Source organism: Candidatus Methylacidiphilales bacterium (assembly GCA_030054035.1).
In the GTDB taxonomy this organism is placed as follows: domain Bacteria; phylum Pseudomonadota; class Gammaproteobacteria; order JASGCS01; family JASGCS01; genus JASGCS01.
The window spans coordinates 1-24340 of the sequence record JASGCS010000010.1 but is presented as its reverse complement, the minus strand read 5'-3'; the positions used below and the strand labels follow the sequence as shown (position 1 = coordinate 24340).

General features: G+C 36.8%; 12 protein-coding genes. 7 read left to right on the top strand and 5 right to left on the bottom strand.

Features of this window, described 5'->3' with window-relative positions:
* Nucleotides 1–2 precede the first annotated feature (2 nt).
* Together QM538_06615 and QM538_06610 are read left to right on the top strand one after the other, a co-directional pair.
* On the top strand, nucleotides 3–656 hold the full coding sequence (locus tag QM538_06615) for an HAD-IA family hydrolase (protein MDI9348161.1): 654 nt from the start codon (nucleotides 3–5) through the stop codon (nucleotides 654–656).
* A complete protein-coding gene (locus QM538_06610; GenBank protein MDI9348160.1) occupies nucleotides 653–1303 on the top strand; it encodes an SDR family NAD(P)-dependent oxidoreductase in 651 nt (216 codons plus the stop codon). The genes QM538_06615 and QM538_06610 overlap by 4 nt, the downstream gene beginning before the upstream one ends.
* On the opposite strand, the gene QM538_06605 is transcribed toward QM538_06610, so the two are convergent.
* Complete coding sequence (locus QM538_06605; GenBank protein ID MDI9348159.1) at nucleotides 1300–2496, bottom strand: aminotransferase class I/II-fold pyridoxal phosphate-dependent enzyme; 1197 nt, start codon at nucleotides 2494–2496, stop codon at nucleotides 1300–1302. The genes QM538_06610 and QM538_06605 overlap by 4 nt on opposite strands.
* Before the next feature lie 15 nt (nucleotides 2497–2511).
* Complete coding sequence (locus QM538_06600) at nucleotides 2512–3030, bottom strand: L,D-transpeptidase (protein ID MDI9348158.1); 519 nt, start codon at nucleotides 3028–3030, stop codon at nucleotides 2512–2514.
* Nucleotides 3031–3047: 17 nt separating this feature from the next.
* Here QM538_06600 and coaE point away from each other — a divergent pair, with 17 nt between their 5' ends.
* Genes coaE through QM538_06580 form a run of 4 tightly spaced genes read left to right on the top strand, consistent with a single transcriptional unit; the run spans nucleotide 3048 to nucleotide 4793 of the window.
* Nucleotides 3048–3644: a dephospho-CoA kinase gene (gene coaE, locus QM538_06595; GenBank protein MDI9348157.1), complete on the top strand. Its 597-nt coding sequence runs from the start codon at nucleotides 3048–3050 to the stop codon at nucleotides 3642–3644.
* Between the two features lie 27 nt (nucleotides 3645–3671).
* Nucleotides 3672–3875: a hypothetical protein gene (locus QM538_06590; protein ID MDI9348156.1), complete on the top strand. Its 204-nt coding sequence runs from the start codon at nucleotides 3672–3674 to the stop codon at nucleotides 3873–3875.
* Entirely contained in the window at nucleotides 3872–4180 is a 309-nt protein-coding gene (locus QM538_06585; protein MDI9348155.1) for a cell division protein ZapA, read from the top strand. The genes QM538_06590 and QM538_06585 overlap by 4 nt, the downstream gene beginning before the upstream one ends.
* Entirely contained in the window at nucleotides 4170–4793 is a 624-nt protein-coding gene (locus QM538_06580) for a 5-formyltetrahydrofolate cyclo-ligase (protein MDI9348154.1), read from the top strand. Before QM538_06585 ends, QM538_06580 begins: the two co-directional genes overlap by 11 nt.
* On the opposite strand, the gene ilvA is transcribed toward QM538_06580, so the two are convergent.
* A complete protein-coding gene (ilvA, locus tag QM538_06575; GenBank protein ID MDI9348153.1) occupies nucleotides 4747–6264 on the bottom strand; it encodes a threonine ammonia-lyase, biosynthetic in 1518 nt (505 codons plus the stop codon). The two genes, QM538_06580 and ilvA, sit on opposite strands and share 47 nt — an antisense overlap.
* 44 nt (nucleotides 6265–6308) lie before the next feature.
* On the opposite strand from ilvA, the gene rpiA reads away from it, so the two are divergent.
* Nucleotides 6309–7202: a ribose-5-phosphate isomerase RpiA gene (gene rpiA / locus QM538_06570; protein ID MDI9348152.1), complete on the top strand. Its 894-nt coding sequence runs from the start codon at nucleotides 6309–6311 to the stop codon at nucleotides 7200–7202.
* 2 nt (nucleotides 7203–7204) lie between these two features.
* Here rpiA and QM538_06565 read toward each other — a convergent pair whose 3' ends face one another.
* Together QM538_06565 and QM538_06560 are read right to left on the bottom strand one after the other, a co-directional pair.
* Nucleotides 7205–11005, bottom strand: coding sequence for a DUF3683 domain-containing protein (locus QM538_06565; protein MDI9348151.1), 3801 nt, complete (start codon nucleotides 11003–11005; stop codon nucleotides 7205–7207).
* A 7-nt stretch (nucleotides 11006–11012) separates the two neighbouring features.
* A partial coding sequence (locus tag QM538_06560; protein ID MDI9348150.1) for a hypothetical protein occupies nucleotides 11013–24340 on the bottom strand: 13328 nt, incomplete at its 5' end.

The window sequence follows — 24340 nt, the reverse complement described above, 5'->3', positions numbered from 1 at the left end:
TCATGGCTAATTCCAAAATACAATTTGCACTATTTGACCTAGACGGAACTTTGCTCGATTCCAACGCTAGTTTAAATACCACATTAAACTTACTTCTTGCAAAAAATAAACAATCGCCAGTAGCTGAAGCAGAAACCAAAGCATATGTCTCTGGTGGTGCAGGTGCGATGATTAAACTCGCCTGCCCTGAACTAAGCGACATAGAAATAGAAAAACAGCGGCAAGAATTTTTCAAAATTTATAGAGAAAATCTTTTTTATAATACAGTACTATTTGAGGGAGTGGAAGAGCTTATCACTCAGTTAAAGAAGAGAAAAATTAAAATTGGTATTGCGACCAATAAACAATCAGAGTTTACTTTGCCGATACTTACCTATCTCGGGATAGACAAATGTATGGATGCTATCGTATGCCGAGATAATGTTAGTGTTGGAAAACCAGATCCAGAAATGATCTACCAAGCTTGTACGATTGCGGAAGTTACTCCTAACCAGTGTATTTTTACTGGTGATGATAAAAGAGACATTGAGGCAGGTAGATCTGCTGGGGTAATAACCGTGCTGGCTGCCTATGGTTACGCCCCAATAGGCGAATCAATACAATGGAATGCAAATTTTACCATTCAATCTCCAATAGAGCTTTTAGCATTAATATGAAAAAACCCACCTATATAGTAAATGGAGCCGGTAGCTCAATTGGTACAATGCTCTGTAAAAATTTATCTAAACAAGGTTTAGTTATTGGCCTTGATCAAAACAAAAGTAGTTTAGAACAACTCAGTGAAGAGCTGCAAGATGCCATACTAATTGAGGTACTTGATGGGACAGAATTGCAAGTAGAAAAGATCGCGGTGCAACTTCAAAAAGAATCTTTAATTCCCGAGGCCTTATTTCATTGTAATATAACTACTGGTACATTAGCTCCGCTGCAAGAGCTAAGTTTTGCAGAGTGGAAACAAATTTTTAATATTTATTTAGACACTATTTTTTTATTAGATCTAAAAATTATCCCATTATTTGCTCATCATCAAGCTAGTATTTTTTATCATCACTCAGAAACCCCTAAGCACTATTGGGGTGCGCTGAGTATAGCCCAAAGTGGATTGCGTTCTTATATTGAAGAACGCATTTTTGAAGAGAAATTATTAATCTACGGAATCGCAGTGCCTAAACTTCAATGCCCAGAAAGACAACAAAGTCATCCGGGTAGTGATTTAAAACAATATCCAACCCCAGACTCATTATGGCCTTTTTACCAAAACCTATTACTTGAAAAGCAGAGTTCGGGATTTTTAAGTATCTAAGCCAACGCTGAGCTAATATCATCAACAAGATCCGAGACTGTTTCAAGCCCGACAGAAATTCTAATCAGCCCCTCTTCAATCCCATACGCTAGTTTCTGTTCATCGCGTAAACGCGCATGCGTGGTGGTGGCTGGATGGGTGGCCATGGTTTTAACATCACCAAGATTTGCAGATAACGAGATAATTTCCAACTTATTCAAAAAAGAAAAAGCCTTTTCTCTACCTCCATTACAAACAAAACTAACTAGAGGAGTTCCTGATTTAATTTGAGCAGCACAGAGGGTAGAAAATTTGTTTCCTGGCAGGGTCGGATAATGTACTTTAGAAACATTTGGTTGTGTTAATAAAAACTCGGCAATTCGTAATGCATTGGCACTCATTGCATTCATTCTAAGCTCAAGCGTAGATAATCCACTTGAGATTACCCAAGCATTGAATGGGCTCAAACTCGGCCCACTATTTCTGATAAATTGGTAAATCACTTCACCAACCAAATCGGATGGTCCAGCAATAACTCCGCCCAAGGTGCGTCCATGGCCCTCAAGAAACTTAGTACCAGAATGCGTGATGATGGTAGCACCGAGTGACAAGGGTTGTGACAGCGCGGGAGTAGGAAGGCAATTATCAACAACTACAATAATTTTGTGATTTTTTGCAATTTGAGCAATGCCTGGAATATCGGCAACCTTAAGCAGTGGATTGGTAGGTGACTCTAAAAAAAATAGCTTGGTATTTTTTCTAATTGAACTGCGCCACAAATCTAATGAATCAACTGGCACTCGGGTGACTTCAATTCCATATTTTGGTAAATAGGTATCAACGAGAGTAGAAGTGCCTCCAAAAACATCTTCAGCAACTACCACATGATCTCCAGCTCCGCATAGCCCTAAAAAACATGCATTGATCGCAGCCATTCCAGTTGCTGTAGTTACAGCACACTGCGCTCCTTCTAAACTAGCAATCTTTTCTGCAAGTATGGTGCAATTAGGATTAGTGAACCTAGTATAAATATCACCTGAGCTGCGTTTAGCAAATCGATCTGCTCCATCTTCCGCACTCTCAAATCTAAAACTTGAGGTGAGAATTAATGGGTCATGATGGGCATCTCGATGCGATCTGCGCCATCCCACCCGAATAGCTCGAGTGGAAAAACCTAATGGTTTTTTTGAGTTTTTTTGATTATCATTCGGCATAGATTTGGACATTGATTATTGAGAGATGAGTACCAACATTTTAACATTAACAATTGGAAACATTTCGGCAATATCACTATTTCCCATGCGCACACAACCAAACGATGCAGGTGTGCCAATCAACTGTTCTTGATTAGTGCCATGAATGTAAATAAATCGATCATAACTATCAATACCTTCGCCAACATTTAAACCATGTTCCAACCCTCGTAGCCAAAGTATTCTTGTCGTAATACTATCCTCGTTCTTCTCAGTTGCATTACTATACAATTGCCCGGTACTTATTCTTGATTTAAAAATTTCACCAAGAGAAGCATGATGACCTATGCATTCTGCAATTTCGTGCCAGCCAGTCGGGGTTTTATAACTACCTTGCTGATTACCAATACCAAATTTTGATGTTGATATTTGGTATTGTTTTTTAACGACAATCCCCTCTAATAACATTAGGCTTTGTTTTTCAATAGATACATAGAGCCACAACTGACTTGGCTCAATGCCTATATTGGCAGGTAAGGGAAAAAAGCTAATCACACCTATAATAGTACACTATGTCTGATCATTTTGTTATTTTATGTGGCCCAATTGCGAGTGGTAAAAGTACCATCGAAAAGTATTTTATTGAGTTAGGAATCAATTGTATAGATGTAGACCACATTACCAAAGAGGTGCAAAAACCCCGCACCGCTTGTTGGATGGAACTTAAAGAACTGCTCAATGATGATTATTTTGACACCAATGGAGAACTAAAGCGAACGCTAGTAAAATCACTGATGCTGACCAGTGTTTACTTTAAAATGAGATTGGAATCTATTATCCATCCCTATGTTAGAGATTCGGCACGCTTAGCCATCAGGCAAGCGAAAAGCCCCTATTGCATTCTCTCAATTCCTTTGCTCATTGACAAAAATTACTGGAATGATGCACTAGCTATAATTGTCGTTAAAGCAAGTGAAAAAGTCAGGGAGCAACGGTTGATACAGCGCGACTCCATGACACAAACCCTAGCGAAAAAAGCCATCGCAGCCCAGCCACCCCTTGCTGACTATCTCGCGCTCGCAGAATTAACTATTGACACCGAAGAAACTCCTGAACAAATAAAGTCTAAAGTATTGAAATTACATGATATTTTGTCATTACGAATATGATAAAATAAAAAACAGGAGACGCAAATCTTGAACACAGAAGAACATACTAAGTTTATAAATGAAATAAAGCGTTTAGTAGACTTGGCTATTTTTTTAGGTGCGCAAACAAAAAAATTAAAGGACCGCAACTTAGAGTTGCATGCCGAAAACGATATCCTCTTTAGAAAATTAGAAAAAGCCAATGACAGAATTGATCATATGATTAGCAGATATCGTGAGCTCGGCCAATGACCGAGAAAGTAAAAGTTAATATTCAAATCCTTTCTCAAGAACTTAGGGTAAGTTGTTTACCTGAAGAGCAAGAACTCTTGCGAGATCTGGTAACCTACATTGAAAATGAAGCAAAAAAATTAAACGAAAATGGCAATATTCCTATCAATCAATTATTTCCACTGATTAGCTTAACCCTAGCAAAAGAAATTTTTGATTTACAAAAAACTAAAGAGTTATTAGCAGAGTTAGTTTCAGAAGAACAAGAGCTTGGAATCACCATCACTAATACCATTGCGAACTTAAAAAAATCTTTTGAAGAATAGTTCATACTCAAAAGAAATCCTTCGTAAGAAAATTCAAAGTATCAGAAATAAAATAACTCCATCTTACCAAAACCATTGTGCTCAATTATTGCCGAACAGTGTTACCGGTCATTTACTTTCTATACTAACCCACGCCAAAACTATCGCAAGCTATGTTCCGTTTAAAAATGAATTAAACACCTTAACCACATTATATAATTTTACCAAAACGATTTATTTACCAGTTACCTTTGACTCGTCTTTGGTTTTTTTTAAATGGAATGTAGGTGAAGCGCTGGTTAAAAATCAGTTTGGGATTTATGAGCCAGGTAAAAAAATTAGCGGAAGGAAAATTACAATTTCTAACTTAGATGTGATTTTTATACCTCTCATCGCCATTGATTGTTTGGGAAATAGAGTTGGCAGTGGCTATGGGTACTACGATAGAGCATTAGCAGGTAACACTGCATCAACGATTACTGTAGGCTGTTGTTATGACTGGCAAGTGTTACCGGCAAAGGTAATTGCACCTGAAAAACATGATGTGCCCCTTGATATGATACTCACCCCTACAGTTGCAATAACTATCAATGATCAGATTTTAAAAAAAGTTGGTAGCTTAATTCATCGGTAATATCTTTTGCTTCTAGATTAAGCTTCCCCAACGAGAGAATAAATTTATTACTATTTTCAACCCCCTGAAAACCACAGAGCACTCTGCCATAATCTGAACCATGATTTCGATAATGGAATAAACTGATATTCCAACCCCCGGCATGTATCTGAGTTAGGAAGTTAAGTAAGGCGCCGGGTTTTTCGGGAAATTCAAATCTGTAAACTCGCTCGGGCACCTTGGAAACTCCACCAACCATATAGCGCACATGAGTTTTTGCAATATCGCTATCGGTGAGCATGTTGGTTTGAAAATCATTATGGGATAGTCTTTTAATTAACTCTTTGAATTTTTTTGAGCTGTCATCAATTTCTAGACCACAAAATACCCTTGCATATTTCTGACCAGTATAACGATAATTACATTCAGTAATTTTAATTTTACCTAACAAGCGCGCGAGTCGTAAAAAAGAACCTTGCTTTTCGGGAATGGTAACCGCAAATATAGCTTCGCTTCTTTCACCCACTTGAGTTCTTTCTGAGATAAACCTTAATTGGTTAAAATTTAAATTCGCTCCGCTAATAATAGCTAACGCCGCACCAGGTCGTTTAACGTGCTTTTTATTATAGTATTTCATCAATCCAGCTAAACTCAAAGCGCCAGCAGGCTCTACCATAGCTCTGGTTTCTTCAAATAGAATTTTAATCGCACTACAAATTTCATCAGTGGTTACGGTAATAGAATTTTTTACCAATGGCATTGCGTATTTCCAAGCTAAACGACCAACTTGTTTAACTGCCGTGCCGTCTGCAAATAACCCCACGCTAGGAAGTACAATTCTTTTTCGTGCTTTAAGTGCACTTGCATAGCCAGCTGAATCATTAGCTTCTACCGCAATGATCGTAGTTGAAGGTCTAAGTTTATTTAATGCTACCGCAACTCCAGTGAGAAGCCCACCACCTCCAACTGGAACGAACACCGTGTCTAATGGATCTTTGATTTGTTGATGAATCTCTAATCCTACCGTACCTTGGCCAGCAATAACCAATTCGTCGTCATAGGGATGGATATAGGCATAACGGTTTTTTTTACTTAACGCACAGGCATACTGGTAGGCTTGATCAAAATTTTCTCCTTTTTGTAAAACCGTAGCGTTAAGTCGCTTGATAGCTTCGAGTTTTATTGTAGGGGTAATGGTAGGAACAACGATAACTGCACGATGCCCTAATATTTGAGCGGCTAGTGCCACTCCTTGTGCGTGGTTTCCTGCCGAAGCGCAACAAAACACCGCACGGGGGTTACCTTGCGAGATGTGCCATGCCTTATTAAATGAGCCCCTAAGTTTAAAGGAGTTACATATTTGAGTATCCTCCCGCTTTAAAAGTACTTTTTTTCCAAGCTTTGCACTGAGCAATTCTGCATGGTCCACTCGAGAAACCTTTGCTCTTCCAAGATGAGCATTTAGTATCTTTATAAATAAAGAATCTTGCATGCAGGTATTATAACCTTGTGATAAAATTATAGTGTACTATTGTAATGTCAGAAAGAAAAAACTCCCCTCCTAAAAACACCTCAGACTTTAGTTTTGTTGATAGCCAAAAAATGGCTAGACAAAATAAAAGTATAAGAGATAACCCAGAAATTAATGTCATAAATCCTAATAAGGTAAGCTATGAAAACGACGCTACGTTACCTAAATTACCTCATATATCTGGACTAACCTTAAATCCAAACGAAGTTAATGCCTTAAAAAAATTGGCAGCAAAAAAATCATTGGAGTATATTAAGCACAACATGGTTATCGGTATTGGTACGGGAACAACAGTAAACGAACTAATCCCATTGTTAACTTCAGTGATACATGATATTGATGGTGTAGTTTCTAGCTCAGCACAAACCACGGAGAAGCTTTTACAAGTAGGCATTACTCCATATCCCCTCCACTCCATTTCAAAAATCCACCTCTACATTGATGGAGCGGATCAGATCAATCACAATTTTGAAATGATTAAAGGCGGTGGTGGCGCTTTAACTGGTGAAAAGATTTTAGTAGCCATGGCGCAAAAATTTATTTGCATAGTCGACACAACTAAATTAGTAAAAGAATTCTCATCTCCAATACCTTTGGAAATTATTCCAATGAGTTTACCATTAGTAAATAAAAAAATCACTGAACTTGGAGGTATATGCTACCCTAGGGAAGGATATAAAACTGAATATGGAAATCTAATTATAGATGTTCGGGGATTAGATACAACAAATCCTAAGCAACTAGAATTGTACTTAAATTCAATAGAAGGCGTAGTTACCAATGGTTTGTTTACCCACCATCCAGCAGATATCATGCTGATGGGTACCAAGGATGGGGTTTTAGAATACAATCGGATTAAAAGAAATACTTCAGTTAATTTAGTACTACAAGATTTTTAATATTAAAGTAATACTTTCTCTAGACCATTTTCAGATCGCACGCGATTAACAAAATTTTCTTTCCAATTTTCTCCATAGATTCGATTTGCATAAGCAACGACAATATATTCGGACTCAATGGGAAGTTCATTTGTAAATCTACTAATTCCCTGATGACAAGCTGGACAACTGGTTAAAACCGTAGTTTTTGTTTTAGCTGGTTGGTCTAGCGATTGTAATGATTGTTGTAAAGAATTAATTTTACTTTTACGAACTTGGGTTGCAATATCTGGGCGTTCAAATGCAAATGCTCCTGACTCACCACAACAACGAGGAGTAGCGACAACTTGCGATGCATTAAGTAACTCTGTAGCAAGTTTTAGCGGATCATTGTTCTTAATTGGAGAATGGCAAGGATTATGGTAGAGATATCTTTCACCTTGGGTGCCCGCTAACGATTTCTCATGGCGCAATCTAAATTCATCTAAGGTAAATACATATTCATGTATATCAATTAGATTTGCATCGGGAAATATTTTGTCTAGTTGATATAATTCAAGTTGATCATAACAGGTCCCACAAGAAACTATCACCGAAGAGATGTTTAAATAGTTCAATGAAGTTGACATCCTATGAAATAAAACCCGGTTTTGTGCGATGATTTCTTTTGATTGTGAATCATGTCCAGAAGCACGCTGTGGATAGCCACAACATAAATACCCTGGCGGTAATGCTACCTGAACACCAGCGTCATATAACAATGCAATAGTAGCTAACCCAATCGTACTATACAATCGTTCTGAGCCACAGCCGGGGAAATAAAAAACACTTTTTGAACTTTCTATTTTTGGATTTTTAAATACCGGAATATAATTTTGATCTGATACCCCTAATAATACTCGCATCGGTTGGGCAGGCAATGAGCTCGGCAACGGCCTCGAAATAAAATGAATGACGGCTGTTGGTGTAGATGGGTTTTTATTAGTTGGGGGAGGATTTTTAACAAAAGCGCGCATTGAATTTGGTAGGTAAGAATACAACGTAGCAATCAAGGCTTGAGATTTCATTGCAACTCTGATAACCAATGAGTAGAGTAGATGTACTAATTGTTCATTTTTTAGGGAAAGGTACCAATGTAACATAAAGGGTAGAAAACGAAATGGATATTTTTTATTTTTTCTTAATATTTTTCTAAGTAACATGGTCACATCACCGAAGTCTATATCTACCGGACAAGGGGCTTCACATTTGTGACAAACGGTACAATGATCGGCAACTTCTAACAACGATGAAAAATGATTAATTGAAATGCCTCGTCTGGTTTGTTCTTCATATAGGAATGCCTCAATTAAAGCGCTTGAAGCGATAATTTTATTGCGCGGAGAATATAACAAATTTGCTTCGGGAACATGGGTGGCACATACTGGTTTACATTTACCACAACGAAGACAATTTTTTATCATGTCATTAAGCGCGCCAAGCTCACTCTCTTCTAAAAGGATTGATTCTTGTCGTAATAACTGAAAGGATGGAGTGTAACATTGTGTTAGTTGGGTAACCTTAGTAAGTTTACCTCGGTTAAAAACATCTTCTGGATCTACGTGGGATTTGTATTCTTTAAAAGCTACAATTTCATCTGGCTGTAGAAAGGAAATCTTAGTAATACCAATGCCATGCTCTCCTGAAATAACTCCATCGAGTGAAACCGCAAGCTTCATTATCCTTTCTGCCATTTGTTGGGCTTGGTTCATCATATGTGGATCATCTGAATGAACTGGAATATTACTATGGACATTACCATCACCAGCATGCATATGAAGCGCGATAAATAATCGTTTACGCAAAACTTGTTTATGGAGTGTAACTAAATAATTTCTAAAATCATTAAATACCTCACCTGAAAATAATTCATATATTGGACCTAACAAATGTTTATTAATTGATATTTTAGTAAGTTGGGTGGTTTGAGTATGATTAGTAATAAACTCAATTTGTTCAGAATATAATTTTAATAATTCATTGGTAATAGCTTGCGCTTTTAAGATCTTTTCAAGACACTCTTGCTTAAATTCCTCATCAATAGTAGCAGGTAAAAAAGAATAAAGGGTATCCGGTTCAAGAGCGGCTAATAATTGACGGCAGATAACTTGTTTATTAAGAATGATCATTTCAGTATTAATTGCTCTGATCCCAGCCGAATAATCTACCAGCCTAGGTAATGGAATTACCACATCTTCATTTAATTTGAAAGCGTTAGTATGTTTAGCGATCGCTGCAGTGCGTTTTCTATCCAACCAAAATCTCTCTCGGGCTTCAGGCGAAACCGCAACATACGATGATACTTGGTAGGAACTCACTATTGATTGGACAAAATCACAGTATTTAGATAACTCAACTTCATCATCACTTACTGCGTCTAATAATAAAAGCATGTTAGGTTTATTAGTTTGTTTGCCCTTTGGACTATATCCAACCGCTGCGATATAGTAATGATCTAAATGTTCTAATGCAGAAAGATAAACATTTTTGAATGAACTGTTTGAATCTTTTAACAACGCTATACAAGAAACCGAGGCAGCCATATCAGAACTATAAAATTCAAGACAGATAGTTTTGGTATATTTGTATTTTTGGTGTAATATAAAAACTGCAGAAACAATTACCCCATCACAACCTTCTTTTTGAATACCAGGTAAGCCACATAAATGTTTTTTGGTTACATCTTTTCCGAGCCCTTCCTTTCTAATATCACGACCTGGTATTTGAATAGTTTTTGTCTCTAGTAATTTACCTGTAATTGAAGTTGTTTTTATAGTAAACTCAACAAGTTCTTGATCATGTATTTTTGCATAATTATGATTGTTGCGAAATATTTCCACATAATTACTATTCGCATCAATCATTTTCCAACTTAGCAGATTATCAAGTGCAGTGCCCCAGAGCAAGGCTTTTTTACCTCCGGCATTAGTGGCAATATTCCCTCCGATCGTTGAAGCATCTTGTGAGGTAGGGTCAACAGCAAAAACAAAACCGTGAAGATTAGCTAATTCAGAAACTCTTTTGGTGACCACACCAGCACCAACTTCAATTGAAGCAATAAGTCTATTCTGACTAGTAGCAATAACTGAAACAGGGCGTATGGTTAACAATTTTTCTAAAGAAAGTACAACGCTTTGTTCTGATAAAGGAACAACTCCTCCATGATAGCCAGTTGCACCTCCCTTGGCGATGACCGTTAATTGTAAAGATTTGCAAATTGAAATCACTCCAGCGATTTCTTTTTCTGTATCAGGATTAACCACTAGCATTGGCATGGCATATCTCCAATCCGTAGCGTCAGTACATGAACTTACCCGAGCATAAGGAGTGCAATCAATATTTTTAATATCAATAACAGTAGATAATCGTGAAATGATTAATTCCCTTTTATGGTGGTAATTACATAACCAATCAGAAAAGGAATTAATAGTAGTATTAGTTAGTTCGATTAAATGTAGCGCGCTGGTATTGCCGTTAGCCCTGGTTTTCATTTGCTCAAGTCTATGTTTTAGAGCATTAAGCAGCATGGTACGACGTTTAGAATTTGTAATTAAATCTTCTTGAATATATGGATTTCTTTTTACTACCCACATATCACCAAGAATTTCATACAACATTCTGGATGAAACACCAGTTATTTTCTGTGAAGATAATTTTTGAACTAATCCAAACCCTAGTTCTCCAAGAAAAAATAAAATAATATCTCTATCATTAAATGAACTGTAGTTATATGGTATAAATCTTTCTTGAGAGTTATCTCTCTCAATTACTTTTTCAGTTAGCATAAATATATTATTCAGACTCTATGCAACCAATGGTTACATAATTTTCACTAATATAGTCGTACCGATTCGCGATATCTGCTTTACATAAACCAACAACTTCACTTGGAATTAGCTCTGTGTCTTGGAATGGATTGTATATTTGTTGAAATTGTAAAGGAGATAATCGTACTGGTCCTAAATTTCTTACCGATAGTAATGAAGATGTAGCTAGAACAGCTAACAATGGATCTTGATAAGAACTATATGAATAAAATCTATCAGTTAGTTTTTTGTTGGTTAATTGATAATAAACAGATATTGGTTTTAATAATTTTATGAATGCAACCTGTGTGGTCTTATCATCGGTACTAAAAACAAATCTAGGAAGAACTGTTTGATTATTAAACACACAGTTAGTAATACTGACAAAGCATAATGAAAGATTAGTAATACTAATTTCATTTTCAAAAAGTGAGGTGTCGTGATACGTAGTATTTGCTGTAGCTACGGTAGGTGAGAAAACAACTCTAAGGTCACCTTGGATTGAAGGAGCTTCAGTTTTTATAATTAGAAAGTAAGCTTCAAGAGGTGCGGATTCGTTATAGAGTTGAACAGAATCACGAGCTTCTAAAAGAACACCAGTTTTAGCAGGTTGTCCGGCTAATAAGCCAATCGTACTAATGGATCCTGAACCAACGATAGATCCAAATGGCACATGGAGAGAAACTGAACCACCGTTGAATAATATTTTCTTATCTATAACTAAGGCACCGATAGTCTGTCTAATGCTTAATAGATGGGATGCTGGGTTAGAGTTTAAAGAGATTGAATCAATATCAGCAAAATTAAATATTTGATTAAAATTCTCTAAATAATTAGATGAAGTAGCAGGGAGTAAATCTATAAAAATATTATTAGAAGAGACAAGAGTTAAAGATTTATTAGAAGATGAAACTAAATGTGTCTTAACTCTTAGGGGCTCATAAAATTTATAAGTATTTGATACTCCATAGATAGTTTGGTTGGTGGAATTTGATTGGACTAATTGAGCTCCAATATCTCCACTGGCGTAGGCATAAAATTTTTTGACTTCAAAGAATTTTACCCCGTAGTCGTAATTTCTCTTAGCAAGACTAGCAGTTGGATCAAAGCTAGAATAATCTTGAGGTTTACGATTTAGGATATTCGCGCCATAGACATATTGGGTACCAGCATTGTTATACATATAAGTTCCTATAGCGTACAATTCAACAGTACCATTTTGATTGTACTGAATAATTTGATTTAGGTAGAGATCAGATTTTGCGGAAAGATAAATATTACCAATTTCAGTTCCACTTGATACTGTTAATGATTGGAAAAATAATTTTTCGCTTGTGCCAAACAAGTATATGGGAGATACTTTAACTGCCGAACTGAATGGCAATGTGGTATTAGGTAAACCGTTTTGATCTATCACTAACCTTCCAGCCAAAACACTTTCTTTTCCTATTGATAAATTACTGTATAACGCAATATTAGAAGAGACAAACTCACCGGTGGAAAAGAGATTACCCCCAGCGCTAATCTGTATTGTATTTTGAGCAAAGGCTGACTGCCAAGGTCTAATTGATGCGGTTGAATCAAAATAACCAATAATATCATAACCAAATAAGGTAGTTACATTAATGGCAAAATCTGCATACAATGAAGGGACTGAAGTTACCACACCAGTAACTGGATCCGTTAAATAAAAATTATATTCCACACTCTGATCAGCAATTAAAACGCTCTTTGGAATAATTAAAGCAATTGATTTATTGGCATTAATATAAACAGAACCACCACTTGAAAGTCTACTATAATTTCTCGACCATGCAGATAGATTGAAACTTCCTGAAGTAGAAGATAAAGAAAGTGGGTTAGAAGAAAAGCCTATATTTCCAAATAATGAATGAAGTAATATTGAACCATGTATAACCTGACTCAAACCATCGCTATTAATTTTAGTAACAGATTTTGCGGTTAATGAAAAATTATTATCGGTTCTGCTTACATTTCCAATTGAACCACTTGATAAAATTGAAATAACATGTGCGAGATAGTTACCAGTACCACTCACATAGTAATTAAAACCACTAGCAAGTGTTGCTGCGGAACCTGCAGTAATTTCTAAAACACCTTGCTCATCTAATTCAACAGAATTTATTAATAAAGAGCTATTGATACTTTGTAAATACACCGATGAACCATGTACATATAAGGCTTGAGTTAATGTACTGCTTGACACACCAGGTCTTACTACTTTTACTGCATTGTTAATAAAACTAAAAGGATTAGCATTAGTCACTAACAGTGGGTTAGCTTCATAATTAGCAATAATATTACTAACTGCTAATTGATTTCCAGCAATAGTAATAGTATTTGATTGGCCAACCGTACCAGAGATAGAATGTAATGAAATATTGCTTGCTGTTAATGTGCCAGAAATTAATATCGATCCATTTATTGAAAATGAAATAGTACCTGCACTTGGAATATAGGTGTTAATTCCAAAAACCCTAATCAGCCCTGTTTGTGCGTCATAATTACTATTGGGAGTTGCCCAATGTAACGCAATATGAGTACTTGTCGTTGGATCATACACAGGAATAGTAAAACCATCACTCGTGGTAACAAGAGGTAAATAGCCTGCTAATACTGAACCAGGTCCAGAAATTGAAACAGAATTACCAATAAGGCTAGAGCGAAACTGAATGATACCATGGATATATGCTTTATTTAGAGTGCTATTACCACCGTTATAAGCGGTAGGGAGAATTCTCAATGTTGCTAATTCATTAGTGCGAGCAACAGGCAAAAAGACAGGAGAATTTGAATATAAATAAATATTTGCACCTGCCGCTCTTAACGATATTGGTGCAGAGCTATTATAAGAAGCTAATAATGAAATAGGTAAGGTTGAACTACCAATATCTCGTGGAATATAGTTTGAAGCATATATATCTAAATTACTTAAAGTCTCTGAAATATTTATATTTGCAATCGCTCTTGCACTAAATAATTCTATTGCGTTTGCAATTAATAGACCTTGTAATAAAATCGCACCCTCAGTTTTTATAATTATTGTGCCAGCAACCCCTGTGTTTTGGTTTTTAAATTCTCCAGCAATAATATCTCCAAATCCGTCGACATTACTACCATTACCTTTCGTTTCTAGATAAATCAAACCGTTTCGATTGCCGCTCTCAGTTTTGGCAATCGCTAATCCAAAATTAGATGATGAAAGCGATGGATGTACTTGGGTTAAAGAAAAGGGGAAAATCTCAACTGGGGAACCAGATTGAATGGCTATTGACCCAGACAGAATTGAAACTTTTAGTTTAATCAAAGTATCGGTACCTGGAATTGAAAAAGCAATTGGTGATTCAGCGCTTCCAATTGACTCAGTTCCAGTAATTATTAATTGTGCAAGTTTCATTGAGTATATAGTATTACTTTGGTAATTAAACATACTGGCATTTTCTAAAAAGTTTAATCTAACCACACCAGAATAAGAGAGTACTGAACTGACAATGGTTTGCGCTAACGCAGATATACTAGTACCTATAATAGATTCATTTTGGGTTAAATAAATTGTTGAGTAAGCATTTACAAACAAAGAATTGGCATGTCCTGAAAGTAAAAATGAATCACTAGTTGCACTACGCAATTCTATAAATCTAGAAGTATCCTCATAGCCATTTACAAACTCGCGTTCACCAAAATTACCGGTAATTGATAACGCGATAGCATTGGAATAAATAGTAACAGTTGAACCAATTTGAGCGCTTGGATTTCTTTTTACAGAAACACTTTGTACACTTTCAGAATAAGTTTTCAGAACAAGTTTTGAAGATGTATAAATTGCTGAACTTTCTAAATAAAGTTCAGACGAACTTGTGATTGATATATTTCTACCCCTAAGACCTTCTGAGTGTGACGAAGATCCGTCAGGTAACTCTAAGGTAAGGTTTTCAATAGTTAAACCGAGTCTTTGTGTGCCATCGGGCAAGCCAACTCGTAAGGCTTTAGGAAGCCCTGAAATAAGTTGAGTAAAATCACCAATATCGCCATTTGGAAATTGTATAGTTAATCTACCGGCTTGTATATCGGTAAGACCACTAGCGTTACTAGTAGCTGGTAACAAAAGCGAATCATAATTTAAACCACGAATTACAAACCAATCCTTAAATCTAATCGGTGTAGAAGATATTTGATTGCTAAACAATTCAGTTTTGGTAGCGTAGGTATTAATAAATCCTTGAAATCCAACTAAAGAAAGTTTAACGGTATCACAATTTAAATAACACTGTTCTAAATTAAGTAACCCAGGAGACGCCACAGCGTAAATAGAAATCGGGAAAGCAAGACTTCCTAGATTACCACTCACATTAATTGAAACTGAACCAGCAGCAATACCAATACGATTAGGATTTAAGACAGAATAAGAAGTATTGATTGAGTCAGTTAGAGTTAATTGTAATTCACCAGGAACAATTAGCGTTATTAAATTTAATAACGAGGTTTCTTTTCGAATTATAAAAGCGCTAGCAGGGGCCGAAAGTAATGGATACAAAGTCACTGTAGAATTGCTGGTTATATAAGCATTGCCAGCTTTTACTGCTAACAACAATGACTTATCTAGATTACTAATAAACAAAGGGTTATTTATAGATCCAATTGAGCCATTCTGCGCCTCTATTGATACCAACCTTGCATCTAAAAGTGTGCTTTCATTGGTAATGAGAGAGCTTTCATTAGTCCCATCAAACAAGCGTAAATCAAATCTTTGCTCTGCGTATATGGATTTTTCACCAACAATCAACACCAGATTACTATATGACTCAAGGGCAATGTTATTACCTTTAGCAGAAAATGAAATATTTGAATTGCTTGATACGACAGTGGCAAAATCTATAAAATTGATGGAAGGACGAAGTGAAATAAATCGTTGCGGCACTAGTGATCCTGAAATCAATTGATAGTTACCTATATTGTAATAATTACTTATCGTCGTGCCGGTCAAAGAGACACTTTGTAACATAACTGTATTGGCTACTATGGTATTAGATTGCGAGCCAAGTGATGATTGGAAGATGCCAGTACCTGTAACAGAAGCTAGAATGGAATTGATAGAAACATTGTACGCGCTCAAATAATTGGTAACTGCAGACCAGATACTCTGATTATTGTTGCGAATTATAGATTGTAATAATAACGGTTTAGAAGAAGTTACATAAACGGAATAACCTACTAACGATAAGGAAATCGGGGCTTGGTCATCTAAATAATTTACTAGAATAATTGGAAGTGGACTTGAACCAATACTAAATTCTAGAATTGGTAATAAAGTTGATTTTCCATTAAAAGTGGTGAATTGACTTGAACCTCCGGTAGCAAAAAGATTTATATTATTTGCTTGAATTTTAGCAGAAGCACTTCCACTGATACCACCGATGCAGCTACCGAAAGTCAGACAAGCTGGACTATTTATAACAGAAACAATAGTCTGGGTTTGAAGAGTGACCGAGTTGGCAATGATCGTGGAACCAGATTGTAATTGAACAAGCGGAAGAACACTAGTAATAACAACATCTAATTCAAATTTTGCTTCCCATTTTTTAGTTGAAGGCAGAATGACACGAAGGCCTATACCATTAATAAATATACTTCCTTGTATAGCTGATAATTCAAGTTGTAGATTATGCTCAAGCAAGCCATTAGGGTTAAATGAGCATCCCTCATTAGAAATGAGCAGTTGATAATTTGAATTATCACCAAAACATAATCGATCATTGACTGATCTACCAATGCTACCAAAATTAGAAACTATTGAAACATAGGCACTATCTGTTGAATTAAAAATAACACCATAACTTGAAGTTACCGGATCACGAACAGAAACAATGTTGCTATCTGAAATAAATTGCAGCGTTGAGCTAAATACTATTGGTGTTGCGATTTGCAACTCGCCGTTGCTACCTACGGTATTTATATTAAGTAATTGGAAAATAGTTTCATTAAAATCAACACTCGCTTGCGCTACTGTATCAATTAAGCGGAGATGGACAGCGCTTGGTAAGGTTGAATTTACTGCAGCGTTTTCGTTATAAGTATTTCTAGAAGAAATTTTAATATAGGTATTTCTAGCACTTCGCACACTCAAATCGATGGTAACAGGGGAGGTATTTGTTGTAGCCACAGCAACATACGGTGCGATGCTAATAGGATTTGCACTTGAACCAATAGTACTTAAGGAAAATAACCCAATAACATTTGCAACAATTGAAACGCTTCCATCTGAAGATATAGGTTTTGTAGAATTAATAGCCGCATAAAAATTACTAGTGACTACTAAATATTTGCCATTAAAATTAAAAGCTGGATCAGGCGAATCTCGAGAAAGCCCAATCGGAGATACGGTGACATTAAATTGTCTAATGGTGTAATTACTAACATTTGATAACTGAAGGTTGGTAGAAATAGTTGAAAATATATCTTTGATTTTTTCAGGTTGAATACATAACCCAATAGTGACAGTACATACAGGATTTGAGTAGGAGGCAGGGATAAGAAAATCAGATCCTGGAACATCTAAGGTAAACGGTAATGCTGAACTTCCAAGATTAAAATCATTAAGGCCATCTAATTTTAAATATCTAGATCTAACAGCAGCAGATGACTCAAGATTTACAATACTGAGAATTGAAATAGTATCTGTACTGTTACTTGAACGAAGTGATAGCGTTAAAGATGTTATTGTTTTAATTGTAGCGTCTGAAGCGAAGATTAAAAAAACATCACCACCAAGGTAGCTAGCACAAGTATTGATAGGTGGATTACAAACTGGTTGTGCAAACAACTCCACAGAGACGCTGGTATCACTGATTATCTCTGATAGCTTTAAAGGATTCGCAGAAGTTCCCACTGAACGCCATTTGGAATTATTTCGATTTAGTATTAAATCAGTAGTGAATATACCTAGTGAAGTAGCCGCTGAATCTTGTAAAAAATCTAAAGAAGTTGAAATTGGTAAAACATTTACTACTAATCTTGCGTAGATCGTGGTTATCGATAACGAATTTTTGCTGTCAATATAAATACTATTTCCAGGAGCGCTGGAATTTGGATTTATTCCGAGTTTAATAGTTCCACCAACACTAGTAGCGATTAATGTAACTGGTCGATCTGCAGTGCCTATAGTATTAGCATTTAAGGTAATTTCATCGGCTTCAATTGCGTTCAGATTATTAGTACTATCATAGGTAGCATCAGCTCTTATTTGTAAAAGAAAATTAGCTGCATCTCTAGCACTGTATTCAAGAATAGTCGCTTTAATCCGTTTAAAAACAGAAGAAGTCAAACTATTCACATACGCATTACCATTAGACCTAGTTTCTATCACCAAGCTACCACCACTGTCTATGGAAAAATAAATTGGGTTCTCACCGGCACCAGATCCTGTTGGTTTGCCAATATGTCCTGTTCCCGTACTTCCTGAAGTTCTAATCGCCAAACTTTTAACATTAGATACTGCACTAAAAATAGATTTCGTCGCGCCAGTTCCAGTATTTTGAACAATGTCACCGACAACTTCAATGGTCAACGCAACATTACTACCTGTACCAATATTAGGATCCTGATCGATTTGTAAGGTTTTAGTTGTGGTAAATGTTACAAGGCCAGTTGATGGGGTTGCTTTTAAATATAGAGTGTGTAACGCACCAATCCCTAACACATCGTTATCTAAGCTGTAAGTAAAATTACTACTATCAATTGCACCAGATATAAATTGAACAGAAGCAGGGATAACTCCACTATGAAGTGAGTAGAGAGCAAATAAATCATTGCCTTGCAAATAAACTCCTCCGCGTGCAATAAAACTTGTTCTTGTGGCATTGACGGTAAGAGGATCAGTCTGCGTACCGATATCACTATTAGAACGGACAAATACTCTATGCGCAGTGATACTACAGGTAGCGGCAGTTAGACAAAATACACCTTCATTATTTCCGTTTCCAAAAGCAGTTATTGAAATGCCAGTAGTAGTTGCTCCGCCAGATAAGGTAATTACATTAGGTATATAAAAAGTTCCAGAAGCGCTGACTAACTTTATAAAATTATCAGTGGTAGGTGAAAAACTAGATACATCAAGTTTTTTAGAAGTAAGAGCATTGATTAAAGAATAGTTTACAAATGTTCGATTAGCAGTGACTCGGTCAAAAAAGACAACTTCTCTTGGGCAAAGCACAGTACCACTACCGCACTCAACTCTATAATTTTCTCTGCTTGCATCAAAAAAGATATTTACATACCCATTAGTTACCGTTCCTGCTCCAGAATTAATTACCAAGCAACTAGCACAATATGAAGTTTCTGGTAAGGCATTAGTGATAGTAGTAGGGATGATCGATATCTTTAATGCGGAAGTGAGGGGGAAGTCTGCTGACACTGTAAAATCGCCAGATGGTGAGGTCGAGGGAGCATTTACTAAACCAATTAACCCAGAATTTAATGTGATTTTAGAAGCGCTAATATACCCAGAACTGATTGAGGTTGCGTATACCTTTGGTGCAGTTATGGTCCACTCTGCGACATGATACAGGCCATCACTTTCATAAGATAAACCATTATTTACAGGTATTAAAACAGTTGAAGAAGAATTTCCATACAGCACTATTCCATTTGCTGAAGTAGAAACTAGTTTTATTAGATTAGCAGAAACCTTAGCAGTGCTCGAGATTACTCTGGCATAATCAAGCGCAAAGCTATTTGTATTTGTAATATAAATTTCACCACAGGATGCGGTACAGCTACTCGTTCCAGCTTCCAAACTTATCGGAGGCACAGAACCAGCCACAATATTTGGACTGATATTTACTGAAGAGGTACTGGTACCAATATTTCCTGAAGATTTCAAACGCAGTCTACTGTTATAAGTAAACGCATCAGTTGCAGTTGAAGACTGTGTGATTGAGCCATTTTTAGCTTCAATAATAACTAACGCACCAATGTTTGTAGAAGTGAACATGAATTGATTGCCGCTGTTACAGGCACCACAATTAATGGTAGTTGCGATTGCATCAAACGAATAATCTTTGTTTTCAAAACCTACACTAAAACCACCAGTATTACTAATAGCTCCAGATACTTGCGTGATGCTCAGTATTGCAGTGTTATAATTTGCAGTATTAAAATATATATCAACACATCTAGCACAGAACAACCCGCTAAGACTATTAGCTCCTATGTAGATAGCACCTTGAGATTTAAAATAAGCATTTGCGATCTGGCCAGCACTAGGTAAAATTGAAGTACTTGCAAATAACACAGGGAATGCTTCAGTTCCAATTAACCGAGCATTGAGGTAAATTTTTCCAGCTGATATAGTTGTTGAACTACTACTTGGAATAATATGTGAATTTAAAGCGTCAATAATTAATGTATCACCTGGTGAGCCTGAGCTATTAATATCAAGTGAAATGTTTGAATAATTCAAATTACCACCTGCATTTGGAAAATTATATGCAAGTCTAATGCTATTGCTTTCAGCAACAGTTGCAGTTCCCAATCTACACACCGAGCCAGCATCGCAAACTTTAATTGGAGATGTTGGGCTGAACGCGGTTAAGTCAAAAATAGAACTTCCAGAGATAATACTGTTGTTATCTATTAGCTGTAATAGTTTGCCAGATCCAAGTTTAGTGGTGAATGTATTTGGGCCAATTCTAGTGATGTAATTACTGCCAAAGAATGAGAATGTTATGCTATTACCACCTAGCGAAGAGACAGTATCCACTCTTGAAGTGCTGCCATTGGTCAGATCAAGATACCAATCAATAAAGTCGAGGGTGGAAGGTACGGAAGCCGCTAGATTAAAACTCACCAATGCACTCCCTTTAACTATGAAGGCATATCTTGAAATCACAGCAGTTTTCACAATAGTACCAATATTAAAAGTATTTGTGCCGAGATACTCAACATTAATATTAGAATCTTGCTCTATGCCCGATAAACCAAAGTTTATATTAGTAGTAGCTCCAGTATTAATCGGCAAACCCAATGCAGAAGTACCAATACCGGTCTTACCAGCTAAAGTAAGTTGAGTAACTAAGGAAGTTAAATTGATCTGAGAAGCCAAACCGGATACAACTATACCTCCCGTCCTGCTAGCAAGCACATAGGAATTAAAATTAGAAAAATTACCTAAAGTAACCGTGCCTAAAATTTGCATATCGCCAGTAGTTTGGTAAATACTTAGCATAGATCCAGAAACTGATGTTTGAATAGTGTGAGTTAATAAATTAGTAGCGTTGCCATTGGTTTCAATAAACACAGAACCTGCGGAGCTTAATGTGATTAATGGACAGCTACCTCCAGTAAAATTACAAAGACTTGTCGCGTAACTAGTGCCAACCGAAAGTCTAATAGGAAACGCTGCTCTTCCAATGTTTCCAGTTGAAGTTAAATTAATACCTCCTGGTGCAATAATAATCAATCTTTCTTCAATCGCTGAACCTGGTTTATTATAGGTAAATACCGAACTATTTTGATACAGTGATAAAAATCCATCTGCCTCAATTGGATTTGGATTTGCTGGTGGAACAATTGGATTTGGATTTGGTGGTGGAAACACTGACCCGATTAAATCGGCTGCCAGAGTATTTCTGCTTAAATAAATTGAGCCACTGCCATTGGTATTAGCTACAAATCCAGTAAAGGCAGTTTGCGGATCAGTAAAAGCTGAAGCTGATGAAATTCTGATCGGAGACGATGCACTACCTATGTCTGCGTTAGTAGAAGAAGCTGACCTTGTTGTGATTAACTCAATTGAAGGTGCTGATAAAAACGCTGTGCCATTAGTAGTTATTGAACCGTCAGTTGCTTTTAATGTTATCTTGGTAGTAAAAATCAAATCGGCATTATAGACAATCGAAGGGGCGCTCAAATAAAAGTTGGTGATGCTGGCCCTAGCGGCGCTTAAAGATGCCGAAATAGATTGTGTAATAGTAGCAACTGCATTATCTTGGATCAGGTAAATAGATAATCCTGGCCCCACACCTGTCCCCACAAAAGAAACCGTGCCCGCACTAAATATTCCTAATACTTCATCATTTGCTCTTTTTATATAAATATCACCACCATTAGCTGCAGTGATAGAAATACTCGTAAATGTACTATTATCAGTACATGTAATATTTGCTGCATTTGCTGCAGTTTCACAAGTAGATACAATTATAGGATGGAGCATTGTGCCAATATTTGCAGTGGAAGAAATACTAATTGTTTTAGCATTAATGGTATAACCTTCAGTATTAGAAATCTCACCCGCAGCATTGATTGTAAATGTACAGTTAGCAGTACATGTTCTAGTGCCTGTACTCACTTCAATACTCGCAATTGAAGCGCTAAGAATGTTTGGGCTTCCTGCTGCACCAATGACACCACTGACACTGTTGGCACCGCTCCTAACTGTAGAGCCATTTAGAATCGTAGTTCTAGCAGCAGAACCACCCGCTTTATAATGTGCCACAGCAGTAGCAGCTGGTGCACTTGCAGTAAAAGCAGTAGGATTTGTTAGTATTGCAATTCTATTAGTTGTCGTGCCTATATTACCACTTGTAGCAGTAAGACTGTAAGTTGAAGCCGAAATTCCAGTGTGAGAGGCAGCCGCAATCAACGCAGTGGCAATCAATGAAACTTCAGTCGTCCCGGTCACAGCACCAACTTGAAGATTGCTGCTAGTTGAACTAACAAATACATTACTACCTGTAGAAGAAAAATCACCAGTGGTTGCGTTTTGAACAATGTTAATAGGGCTAATAGAGGTGCCTATAGATCCTGCAGTTGCGGTAAGAGATATTGTTCCTGAAATTCCTGAAGTAATATTAGTTGCACTAGTTCTAGAAAGATTTGTAGCAGTAATATCAATCGCTCTTGAAGTAGAACCTAATGTAGAAATATTACCAAGTTGCAATGATGCAGAACCATTAAGATAAATATTGCCCGATAAAGCAGTTGCGGTTAAATCACCAGTGGTTGATTGCTGGGTAATGTTAATTCGATTAGCTGAGGTACCGATAGAACCTGTAGTTGCGGTAAGAGATATTGTTCCTGAAGTTCCTGAAGTAATATTAGTTGCACTAGTTCTAGCAAGATTAGTTGCAGCAGTAATATCAATTGCACTTGAAGTAGAACCTAATGTAGAAATATTGCCAAGCAACAATGATGCAGTGCCACTAATATAAATATCACCTGAAGATGCAGTCGCGGTTAGATCACCAGTGGTGGCGTTTTGGGTAATGGAGATTGGGTTAGATGAGGTGCCGATATCACCTGTAGTGGCGGTGAGAGAGATGGTGCCTGAAGTACCTGAGGTTATCGCTCCTGCACTTCGTGTGATTGAAGTACCAGCATTGAGAGTAACAGATGTAGCGGTGATACTTGCAGCAAGTGCAATGTCATTTGATGAAATTAGTTCAAGAGTAGCATTGGAAAAAGTTAGAGCGCTAGATATAGCAAATGATCCAGAGGTTTGCTCTAAAGATAATGTGCCACTAGAGAATGTATTTATGGTAGCGTCAGTTAGACCAGTATTTGCTGATCTGAGGTAGATGTTTCCAGATTCAAAAGAACTGAGAATGAGGTTTGAAGATGACCACCCTGATGTTCTGGAAACCTCAACAGGATTACCTGATGCGCCGATTGAGCCACCTGTTGCTGTTATTGAAATATCACCGCTGGTTGTTGTAATGGTTGGAGTTCCAGAAGTAGTGATATTCGTAGCAGCTGTAATGGAGATATCTCCAGATTCTGATGTTATATCGTTATTAATTTCTAGTCTACTACCTGAATTAATGGTGATAGTTCCATTACCTTGTGTTGTAAAACCTCCCGAATTTAATTGTATAAAATCAGATAAAGAATCAGTGCAGGAACTACTAGTACAGGTAGTAGTTAAAGATATGTTTACACCACTGGCAAGGGTAATTTCAAAGTTAGTTGACGGACTTGAAGTAAAAATACCCTTAACTGCAGAAAGTGAAATAGTTCCTGTTGTAACTGCCTCTAGAGTATCTTCGTAGATATATGTTGTTCCTAGCCCATCATTAAAAGGATCAGTATCGGTGGTGGCAGTAATAGTTTGATTTGATACGGGAGAATCAAATCCGCATTGATTTGCAACAGGAGGACAGGTAGGTGGTTGGGCTCCTTCTCTAATTATTATATAGTCAGGATCTAGGAGTAGGGTATCTTGGGAGTTGAGGGTGAAGGGCTGGGCTTGTAGATTTATGGTTTTACCTGAAAATTCTATAAATCCTGCTGGTTGATTTG